The organism is Mycobacterium sp. TH-M82 (assembly GCF_057473605.1).
This window is the reverse complement of the sequence record NZ_JBYCKY010000136.1, coordinates 1-10,065: the sequence shown is the minus strand read 5'-3', so window position 1 is coordinate 10,065 and position 10,065 is coordinate 1. Positions and strand designations below refer to the sequence as shown.

The window sequence follows — 10,065 nt, the reverse complement described above, 5'->3', positions numbered from 1 at the left end:
GCCGCGGCGTAGGTGTCGATGATCTTCTCCGGCCCGATCTCGTAGGCGTCGTCGAAGTACTCCAGGTTGTCGTTGGTCATGTACGGCGCCGGGTAGTAGACCCGGCCGATCTTGCCCTCTTTACGGATCTCGACCTTGGACACAATCGGATGGATCGAGCTCGTCGAGTGGTTGATGTAGGAGATCGAGCCGGTCGGCGGCACCGCCTGGAGGTTCTGGTTGTAGATGCCGTGCGCGACCACCGACTCCTTCAGCCGGCGCCAGTCGTCCTGGTTGGGGATGCGGATGTCGGCGTTCGAGAACAGCCGAAGAACCTTCTCCGTCTTGGGCTCCCAGACCTGGTCGGTGTATTTGTCGAAGAACTCCCCCGACGCGTACTTGGACTGCTCGAACCCGTGGAAACACGTTCCTCGTTCAATCGCGATGCGATTCGATGCTCGCAGCGCGTGATATAGCACCGTGTAGAAGTAGATGTTGGTGAAGTCGATTCCTTCTTCGGAGCCGTAGAAGATGTGCTCGCGGGCGAGGTACCCGTGCAGGTTCATCTGACCCAGGCCGATAGCGTGTGATTCGCTGTTACCCTTCTCGATCGACGGCACCGACCAGATGTGAGTCTGGTCGGATACCGCGGTGAGCCCCCGGATAGCCACCTCGATAGTCTGCGCGAAGTCGGGCGAGTCCATCGTCTTGGCAATGTTCAGCGAACCCAGATTGCACGAGATATCTTTGCCCACTTGTGAATACGAGAGATCCTCATTGAACACCGACGCCGTGGACACCTGCAGGATCTCCGAGCACAGATTGGAGTGGGTGATCCTGCCTTCAATGGGATTGGCTCGATTGACCGTATCCTCGAACATGATGTACGGATAGCCGGACTCGAACTGCAGCTCGGCGATGGTCTGGAAGAGCTCGCGCGCCTTGATCTTGGCCTTGCGGATGTTCGGATTGTCGACCATCTCGTAGTACTTCTCGGTGACCGAGATGTCAGCGAACGCAACTCCGTAGACCCGCTCGACGTCGTACGGCGAGAACAGGTACATGTCCTCGTTCTTCCTGGCCAGCTCGAAGGTGATGTCGGGGATCACCACGCCGAGACTCAGTGTCTTGATCCGTATCTTCTCGTCGGCGTTCTCCCGCTTGGTGTCCAGGAACCGGTAGATGTCGGGGTGATGGGCGTGCAGGTACACCGCACCCGCTCCTTGACGGGCACCGAGCTGGTTGGCGTAGGAGAACGAGTCCTCCAGCAGCTTCATGATCGGGATAACACCCGATGACTGGTTCTCGATGTTCTTGATCGGTGCGCCGTGCTCGCGAATGTTGGTCAGCAGCAACGCCACTCCCCCGCCACGCTTGGACAGCTGCAGCGCGGAGTTGATGGAGCGGCCAATCGACTCCATGTTGTCCTCGATGCGCAAAAGGAAGCAGTTGTGAACGACCGTGCCACGAATTGTGTAGGTATGCGTGCCCTCGACGTGGAGGTTGTACACCGTGTCCGGAACATCGGCAGTGCGCTCAATCGCGCGGACGCCATACACATGACGGCCGTGCACAATCTGATAGTTCAAGCGATTCGTGCCCTTACGGCCAACGTAATTGTGCAGATTCTTGCCGATGTCGAAGATGAAGTCCTCGTTGATACCGGGCAGCCCGGGCACGAAGACATGGCCGGTGGGGTTGCCCGCTTGGTTGACGTAGCGGCGAACCACCGACATGATGCCGAGGCGGCGCAGAATCAGCTGCACCTGGTCAACCAGCTCTGGGTTAACCAGATCGAGCACCATCCCGCCGGCGGTGCTGCACCCGTCGCCGCGGAAGAGCCCGGACAGCAGACCCCGCTGGAAGTCTTCGTCTGCGGCCAGAACGCCATGTGCCAGCCGCTTGGTGCCGTAACCGGTTCCGGCCAGCGACAGCAGTAGCGAGGCCACGACTTTGCTGTTGCAGTCCATCTTGATGGAATGATCGGATGCGTTGGTGTTGGAGGTCAGGTCAACTCCGAACACCTGCTTGAATGCCATGTTCAACTGGACCTGGTAGTCGACCTCACGAGCACCCATTATGAAGTGGACGGCATTGGGGCGCACGCCTTCCACACCGGACCTCTTAGACACATACCCTTCGGCGATGTACCAGCCGAGGATCAGCCCCAACTCGTAGGACTCTTCGACATATCGATTGACGGCAACGAAGCGTTGGCTGTGGCGCTGCTTGTTTCGATGCTTGGCGTCGGTATTGACCTTACGGATCAGTCCATCGACCTCTTCGTAGAGGCCGTCACCGACGTAGTCCATGAGGTCGAGCACGCGCCGGGGGCGCCCCCCTAGCGGCGCAGCGGTCACGATGAAATCGGACGGCTGCACGTCCTGCGCGGCCAGCCATACGAATCCGTTGAAAGGGTCGGCGCCATCGCCGTCGATCAACGTCTCGACGTCGCGTGTGGTCCAGACGAGGATTGGATGCTCGGGGGTGCAACGAATCGGGTCTTTGTGCCCGAAGTGGGAAATCGTTACCAGCGCTTGGTCGTTTGGATTCGTCACCAGCGCCTCCACCTCACGGTAGGAGCCGTCGTGGGACAGAACCCGATCGCCAGGTCGCAGCGTCTCAATGGCTCGAGAACCGTCGGGCGTATCCACCGGAGTTCCCGCCGGGAAACAGCTAACCGCCTCGCCGCGCTGTTGCTTGCCGGCGTTCAGGAAGGTCGGGGTGGCCGGCTGGAAACGGCCTTCGATGATCTCCTCGACCAGACGTTCGGCCAGCGCGGTGTCGCCGGCGGCCAGGCTCAGCGCCACCATGCACACCCGGTCCTCGAAGCGCTCCAGATAGCGCTTGCCGTCAAAGGTCTTCAGCGTGTAGGAGGTGTAGTACTTGAACGCACCCAGAAACGTCGGGAACCGGAACTTCTTGGCATACGCCCGGTCGAACAGCGATTTGACGAACGCCCGCGAGTACTGCTCCAGCACCTCGCGCTCGTAGTACTGCTGGTCGACGAGGTAGTCCAGCTTCTCGTCGAGGTCGTGGAAGAACACCGTGTTCTGGTTGACGTGCTGCCGGAAGTATTGGTGCGCGGCGGCGACGTCCTTGTCGAGCTGAATCCTGCCGTCGGCGTCATACAGGTTCAGCATCGCGTTCAGGGCATGGTAGTCCGCTTCGCCCGCCGGCACGCTGGGGATGGTTGCGGTTACCGGCTCTGCGGCTGCAACAATAGGTGACACGTCTCGTCCTTCCACAAATCGGTCAAACCCGCGCGGACGGCTTGCACATCCTCGTCGGTTCCCATCAGTTCAAAGCGGTACAGGTACGGCACACCGCATTTGCGCGCGACCACGTCGCCGGCGTAGCAGAATTCCGAACCGAAGTTGGTGTTGCCGGCGGCGATCCACCCCGGATCAACCCCCGGTTGCGATCGCTGTTCAAAAACTTGCTGCGCCCTGATTCCCGAGACACCGCGACCTCCTTCAGCCCGGACTCCGGTTACGCGCTGAGCGCGGTTCCGGCCAGCGCCTTGATGCGGTCCGGCCGAAAACCCGACCAGTGCTCGCCGTCGGCCACCACCACGGGGGCCTGCAGATAGCCCAGCGCCATGACGTAGTCCCGTGCATCGGGGTCCAGGGTGATGTCGACCTTCTGATAGGCGATGCCCTGTTTGTCCAGCGCTTTGTAGGTGGCGTTGCACTGCACGCACGCGGGCTTGGTGTACACGGTGATAGAGGGATGAGTCATCGGTGGTACGCCTCCTCAGCGAATCTCTCACGACGGACTGGCAATGGATCGGATACTGCACTCGTACTGCCGTTCAGCGGACCACCAGATCTGAAGATTCCGGTCGACCGCGACTGTGCCGGGCACCGAATCTGTGCCGGTTTGCGCGGTCCGGCCGACCAGGTGATCCCGGATCTGTCGGTGCCACGGACACTACACCTAGTGGTCGGCAATGAGAAGCAATACTAGATGTTCTGAAGAACATTGTTGAAATTCGCAGGTCGCAAGCGCGCGCGCGTCGTGTCAGGCGGCGTGTCGCAGGTCACAAACGGGCATCGGGGTGATCACACCCCCAGATCTTTCATCTACCACCGACGCCTTCTCCCCGCCGAGGGCAGCGAGACCACCCTCCAGCAAAGTCGGTTACTCGGTGTTCCCAGTCTTCCCAGTCTTCCCAGTCTTCCCAGTGTTCGCCTTGAGTTGGCGCCGCGGCGACCCCGGCCGCAGCGCCCGGGTGAACAGCACGTTGACCTTGCGCATCGCCACGCTGTAGGGCCACCAGGCCACCCGTTTGAACGCATACAGCGCCCGGATGTCGGCCGAGGTGTAGATGAGGTAGCGGTTCTTCGCCACGCCGACCAGGATCTTCTCCGCCGCCCGCTCCGGCGACACCGCATGGCCGCTAAACCGTTCCACCCAGCGGACCACATTCGGGTCATCGCGGTCGACACCGGCGATCTCGACCGTGTTGACCAGTGGAGTCCGCACCGCGCCCGGAACCACCACCGACACCCCGATGTGGTGCCGCGCCAAGTCGAAACGCAGCACCTCGGACAACCCGCGCAGGCCGTACTTGCTGGCGCTGTAGGCCGCGTGCCAGGGCAGCGCCACCAGCCCGGCGGCCGAGGACACATTGACCAGGTGCCCGCCCCGCCGAGCGGCCAGCATCGGCGGGAGGAACTCCTCGATGACGTGGATCGGCCCCATCAGGTTGATCGCGACGAGCTTGGTCCACTGTTCGTGAGTGAGCCGGTCGACGGTCCCCCACGCCGATATCCCGGCGACGTTCATCACGACGTCCATCGCCGGATGCCGCGAGTGGATGTCGGCGGCGAACGCGGCGACGTCGTCGTGATCGGCGATATCCGCCACCCGGTGCTCGGGCACCTGCGCTCCCAGCGCGCGGGCGTCGGCCACGGTTTCGGCCAAGCCGTCGGCGTTGCGGTCGGTCAGGTACAACTCGGCGCCCAGGCCGGCCAGTCGCAGCGCCGTGGCACGGCCGATGCCGCTGGCCGCCCCGGTGATGAAGCACCTCTTATCCGTGTAGCGCTTCGCGAGCTTGGTCGCCATGGTCGATGACGATACCGGCGGTAACGGGGTTGGTGTGGCCTAACGGGCGCCGGCGCCGCCCCAGAGCGCGTTGAGCCACAGCGCTTCGAGCACCCGGACACCGCGCACCACGTCGCGGTCCGGACCCAGATACGCGGTGTCGCCGGAGAGCATGAACGCGGTCGTCACCGTCAGGGTGCGGACCAGTGCCGGAACGTCGTCGCTGATCGGATCGGCGGTGCCGGCGTTGATCTCGTCGGTGACGACGCCGACGATCTGGTCGATCAGACTGTCAAGTTGCGCATCGAGGATCTCCCGGATCTCGGCATCGGTGCTGCGGGCGACGTTGCACGCCGACATCACCGGATCGTTGTGGGCGTAGACCGCGGCCGCACTGCCCACCATGCGTCGGGCGAACGCCGGCGGTGACTCGTCGCCGCCGCGCGGGGCGAAGTGCTGGGTGAGCTCCTCGAGCTCGTGGACCGCCTCGGCCAGGATCTGCGCCAGCACCGCGTATTTGGAGTCGAAGTAGAAGTAGAACCCGGACCGCGCCACACCGGCCCGGTCGCTGATCGCGCTGACCGACAGCTCCGCGAACGGTTTTTCCTCCAGCAGCTCGCGCACCGCCGCCACGATCGCCTGCCGCTGTTTGTCGCCGCGCCTGGTGGGGGCCGACGTGCCCCGGTTCCGGTCCTTGTGCGCGCTCACCCCTCGATCCTGCCGTAAACTTGACAGCCGTCAAGTTTGGTCGAAGGATAGTGGCCACCACAACCCACCACGACCGGGCCCCGTCGAGGAGCATGCATGACTAGCGCCAAGACCACCATCAGCACCCCGCACTACCTCCTCGATCAGGCCAGGCGCCGACTGTTCCCGACGGTGAACAACATCCCCGGCATGGGACTGGTCGAGAAACGGCTGCTGAACGTGGACTGGAAACAGAAGAAGCTGGCCGACCCGCCACCCGGCAGCGGACTCAAGCCTGTCCTGGGCGACTCCGGATTGCCGATCCTCGGGCACATCATCGAGATGTTCCGGGAGGGGCCCGATTTTCCGCTGTTCCTTTACAAGAAGCACGGCCCGGTGTATTTCGCCGAGTCGCCGATCCTGTCGTCGATCGTCGCCCTCGGACCGGAAGCCACCCAGACGATCTTCACCAACAAAAACAAGGACTACTCGACAACCGGTTGGATTCCGGTCATCGGACCGTTTTTCGACCGCGGCCTGATGCTGTTGGACTTCGACGAGCACCTGGCGCACAAACGGATCATGCAGGGAGCGTTCACCCGCCCGCGACTGGCCAGCTATGTCGAGGACATGGACCGGGTCGCCACCCCGATCGTGGCCGGCTGGCCGGCCGACGACGCTCGGTTCTTGTTCCATCCGGCCATCAAGGAACTCACCCTCGACGTTGCGTCGGTGGTGTTCATGGGCCAGGACCTGCGTGACGACCACAAGCTGGTCGCCAGGGTGAACAACGCGTTCGAGGCGACCACCCGCGCCGGCGGCGCGATCATCCGCAAGTCGGTTCCGCCGTTCAAGTGGTGGCGGGGTCTGCAGGGCCGCAAGATGCTCGAGGACTACTTCGCCGCGCGGGTCGTCGAACGCCGTCACGCCGAGGGCACCGACATGCTGACCGTGCTGTGCCACACCGCCGACGAGGACGGCAACAGCTTCACCGACGAGGACATCGTCAACCACATGATCTTTGTGATGATGGCCGCCCACGACACCACCACGTCGACCATCACCACGATGGTCTACCACCTGGCCGCCTACCCGCAGTGGCAGGAGCGGGCCCGCGACGAGTCGACCCGGCTGGGCGACGGGCCACTCGACATCGAGTCGCTGGAGAAGCTGGAGACGCTGGACCTGGTGATGGACGAGTCGCTGCGGCTGGTCACGCCGCTGCCGTTCAACATGCGCCAGACCGTGCGCGACACCGACCTGCTGGGCTATTACCTGCCGGCCGGCACCCACGTGGTGACCTGGCCGGGGATGAATCACCGGCTGCCCGAGTTGTTCACCAACCCTGGGCGATTCGACCCGGAGCGCTTCCTCGAACCGCGCGCCGAGCACAAGAAGCACCGCTACGCGTTCGCACCATTCGGCGGCGGCGTCCACAAGTGCATCGGGATGGTCTACGGGCGTCTCGAGGTCAAGACCGTCGTCCACCGGCTGCTGCGCCGCTACCGGCTGGAGCTGTCGCGGCCCGGCTACCGGCCGCGCTGGGACTACGGCGGGATGCCGATCCCGATCGACGGCATGCCGATCGTGTTGCGCCCGCTGCATTAAAGCGATGCGACCTGGCACGTGACCGAGGTGACATCGCTGCCGCGAATCGGTGATCGGGTGATCCCTGCTGCGCCCGGCGGCGTCGTCAGGTCGCCGTCAGCAGCCGGTTGGCACAGGTGATGATCGCATCCAGCGCGGACTCCGCGGGATCTGCCGCAAAGCCCACCGCCCACGCCGCACGACGACCGTCGGACCCGTGGATGAACGTGGCGGTCTGGTCCCGGCAGCCCAGTTGGTGAAACCGCAGCATCTCCACGGTGACTCCCTGCTCGTGCAGCATCGTGGTGAGCGCAGCGATCGGACCGTTTGCCGCGGCGGTGCAGGTGCCGATGCGGCCGCCGACGGTGATCGTCGCCTGATATGTGCGGCCCTGCGGTCCCAGCCGGGTCGCGGGCCGCTCGCCGTCCAGGCAGGCCCACCGCCCCAGCCGCAGCGGCCCTTGGGCGTGGCCGTAGGCGGTAACGAAGTCTTCCCACGAGAGCTGCGCGGCCTGTTCGCGCAGCCCGCGTGGCAGCGGCATGCCGAATTTCTTGGCGAATCGTGCGCCCGCAGTACAGCATGGCATCGCGGGACTGCGATGAAGAGAGAGCTTGGGGGAAGTCATCTGCCGGCTTCTTCTGCTCGAAGGGAGCGACCGACAAAAAGTAGCTACCGACCCGCAGCGGGGGGTCGGCCCGGATCAGACCCCGCTGCGGGTGCTGGCTACCGCAAGATGACGCACGATCGCCCACAGTAGTCCCATCCCGACCTACCGTGCAACCTCACCCGCCGGCCGGTTCACATCGCCGGGTGAGTTCACCCAGACCGGCTGGGTTGACCGGGCGGTCGAAAGTCAGTTGTAGGTGATGACGCCGCGGATGATCTTGCCGTCGCGCAGGTCCTGGTAGCCCTCGTTGACCTGCTCCAGCGTGTAGCGGCGGGTGATCAGCTCGTCGAGCTTGAGCTGGCCGGCGTCGTAGAGGCGCAGCAGCCGGACGATGTCGTATTGCGGGTTGGCCGAACCGAACAGGCTGCCCTTGATCGTCTTCTCGAACAGAGCCATCGCTGAACCCGAGACGTGCACGTCGAGATCCTCCAGCCGGCCCAGCCCGATGATGACCACGACGCCGCCCTTACCGACGGTGTTGAAGCCGGCGGTGATGACGGCCTCGTCGAGGTGGCCGACGGTGACCAGTGCCTGGTCGGCCATCTGCCCCCAGGTCAGCTCCGCGACCTTTGCCATCGCCTCGTCGGCGGTGGCGAACGCATGGGTGGCGCCGAACTTCACGGCGGTGTCGCGTTTGAACGCCACCGGGTCCACGACCACCACATGCTTGGCGCCCGCGTGCACCGCACCCTGCACCGCGTTGATCCCGACGCCGCCGATGCCGTAGATGACCACGGTGTCACCGGCGCGGACTCCGCCGGAGTAGTTGGCGCCGGCCCAACCGGTGGGCACCCCGCAGCCGACCAGCACGGCCGTCTCCAGCGGCAGCCAGTCGTCGACCTTGACCACCGAGTGCTGCGACACGCTCGCCCGCTCGGCGAAGGTGCCCAACATGCAGAATCCGCCGTAATCTGTGCCCCCGGAATGGAACCGGAAGCTGCCGTCGGGCATGCAGCCCTCCAGGATGGTGGCGCCCATGTCACAGAGGCTCTGCCGGCCGGTCGAGCAGTACCGGCACGTCCCGCAGCTGGGGATGAAGCAGCACACCACGTGATCGCCGGGTTTGACCTTGCTCACCCCGGGCCCGACGTCCTCGATCACCCCGGAGCCCTCATGCCCGCCGACGATCGGGTAGCGGGCCGGCCAGTCACCGTTCGCCAGGTGCAGGTCGGAGTGACACAGCCCGGCGGCGGCGAATGTGATCAGCACCTCGCCGGGACCGGGGCCGTCGAGGTCCAGCTCCATGAGCTCGTAGGGTCGGTTCGCCTCGTGCACGACGGCCGCTTTGGTCTTCATCGCTGCCTCCCCGGGTGGACGGCGGCTCAAAGCTATCACCGCAGGGCGTCCCCCGACGGGCGATCGGGAAACGTGCTCAGCGGCTCAACACGTCAACAGCATGCATCCGGCGATCGGACCGCCGCCGGCGCTGGCCACCGCCACCTCCGGACGCTGCGGCAGCTGTCGCGGGCCGGCGTCACCGCGCAGCTGCAAACACGCCTCGTGCAGCACCCAGTAGCCGTGCATCCGCCCCGCCGACAGCTGCCCGCCGTAGGTGTTCAGCGGCAGTGTGCCGTCGCGGGAAATCCGTACCGCGCCGTCGACGAACGGCCCACCCTCGCCGACGCCGCAGATCCCCAGCGCCTCCAGCCAGTCGATGGTCAGGAACGTGAACCCGTCGTACAGTTCGGCCAGGTCCAGGTCGGCGGGTCGCAAATCGGTCCGCGACCACAGCTGCGCGGCAGCGTCGGCCGAGGCCATCTTCGGGTAGTCGGGCCGGTGGAACCAGCCGCCGGCCCCGTTCGCCCCACCGACCGCCTCCACCGCCACCGGCCGGTGCGGGCAGCCGCCGGCGTAGTCGGCGGCCGAGACCACCACCGCGATCGACCCGTCGACCGGCACGTCGCAATCCAACAGCCCGAACGGTGTGGAGATCGGCCGCGCGGCCAGGTAGTCGGCCATCGTCATCGGTTCCCGGTACACCGCCAGCGGATTCGCCGCAGCGTTGCGCCTGTTGTTGACGGCGAGCCAGCCCAGCTGCTCCTTGGTGGTGCCGTACAACTCCATATGGCGGCGGCAGTTCATCGCCAGCCAGTTGG

7 protein-coding genes and 4 pseudogenes are annotated in these 10,065 nt (G+C 64.8%); 1 reads left to right on the top strand and 10 read right to left on the bottom strand.

Annotation, left to right across the window (positions count from 1 at the left end; all coding sequences use genetic code 11):
* The 7 genes and pseudogenes from nrdE to AC2VON_RS04055 form a co-directional block, all read right to left on the bottom strand.
* Window positions 1-1,430: pseudogene (gene nrdE / locus AC2VON_RS04085) on the bottom strand (class 1b ribonucleoside-diphosphate reductase subunit alpha); the annotation flags it as partial.
* Window positions 1,431-1,454: 24 nt separating this feature from the next.
* A pseudogene (locus AC2VON_RS04080) lies at window positions 1,455-2,633 on the bottom strand (LAGLIDADG family homing endonuclease); the annotation flags it as partial.
* A 15-nt stretch (window positions 2,634-2,648) separates the two neighbouring features.
* Window positions 2,649-3,122, bottom strand: a pseudogene (locus tag AC2VON_RS04075) (ribonucleotide reductase N-terminal alpha domain-containing protein); the annotation flags it as partial.
* Between the two features lie 56 nt (window positions 3,123-3,178).
* Window positions 3,179-3,417: pseudogene (nrdI, locus tag AC2VON_RS04070) on the bottom strand (class Ib ribonucleoside-diphosphate reductase assembly flavoprotein NrdI); the annotation flags it as partial.
* A 54-nt stretch (window positions 3,418-3,471) separates the two neighbouring features.
* Complete coding sequence (locus AC2VON_RS04065) at window positions 3,472-3,720, bottom strand: redoxin NrdH (protein ID WP_486951790.1); 249 nt, start codon at window positions 3,718-3,720, stop codon at window positions 3,472-3,474.
* Between the two features lie 402 nt (window positions 3,721-4,122).
* The gene (locus AC2VON_RS04060; protein WP_486951789.1) at window positions 4,123-5,049 is read right to left on the bottom strand and encodes an SDR family oxidoreductase; all 927 of its coding nucleotides are present in this window, start codon (window positions 5,047-5,049) and stop codon (window positions 4,123-4,125) included.
* A gap of 39 nt (window positions 5,050-5,088) precedes the next feature.
* Window positions 5,089-5,736 (bottom strand): TetR/AcrR family transcriptional regulator, encoded by a 648-nt coding sequence (locus AC2VON_RS04055; protein ID WP_486951788.1) that lies wholly within the window; start codon window positions 5,734-5,736, stop codon window positions 5,089-5,091.
* A gap of 96 nt (window positions 5,737-5,832) precedes the next feature.
* Here AC2VON_RS04055 and AC2VON_RS04050 point away from each other — a divergent pair, with 96 nt between their 5' ends.
* Entirely contained in the window at window positions 5,833-7,323 is a 1,491-nt protein-coding gene (locus AC2VON_RS04050) for a cytochrome P450 (protein ID WP_486951787.1), read from the top strand.
* 85 nt (window positions 7,324-7,408) lie between these two features.
* On the opposite strand, the gene AC2VON_RS04045 is transcribed toward AC2VON_RS04050, so the two are convergent.
* From AC2VON_RS04045 to AC2VON_RS04035, 3 genes are all read right to left on the bottom strand, one after another.
* Complete coding sequence (locus AC2VON_RS04045) at window positions 7,409-7,927, bottom strand: homocitrate synthase (RefSeq protein WP_486951786.1); 519 nt, start codon at window positions 7,925-7,927, stop codon at window positions 7,409-7,411.
* Between the two features lie 228 nt (window positions 7,928-8,155).
* Window positions 8,156-9,265 carry an NDMA-dependent alcohol dehydrogenase gene (locus AC2VON_RS04040; RefSeq protein WP_486951785.1) on the bottom strand — a complete coding sequence of 370 codons (1,110 nt, stop codon included), beginning with the start codon at window positions 9,263-9,265 and terminating at the stop codon, window positions 8,156-8,158.
* 84 nt (window positions 9,266-9,349) lie between these two features.
* The coding region (locus AC2VON_RS04035; protein ID WP_486951784.1) for a thiolase family protein at window positions 9,350-10,065 on the bottom strand (716 nt) is incomplete at its 5' end.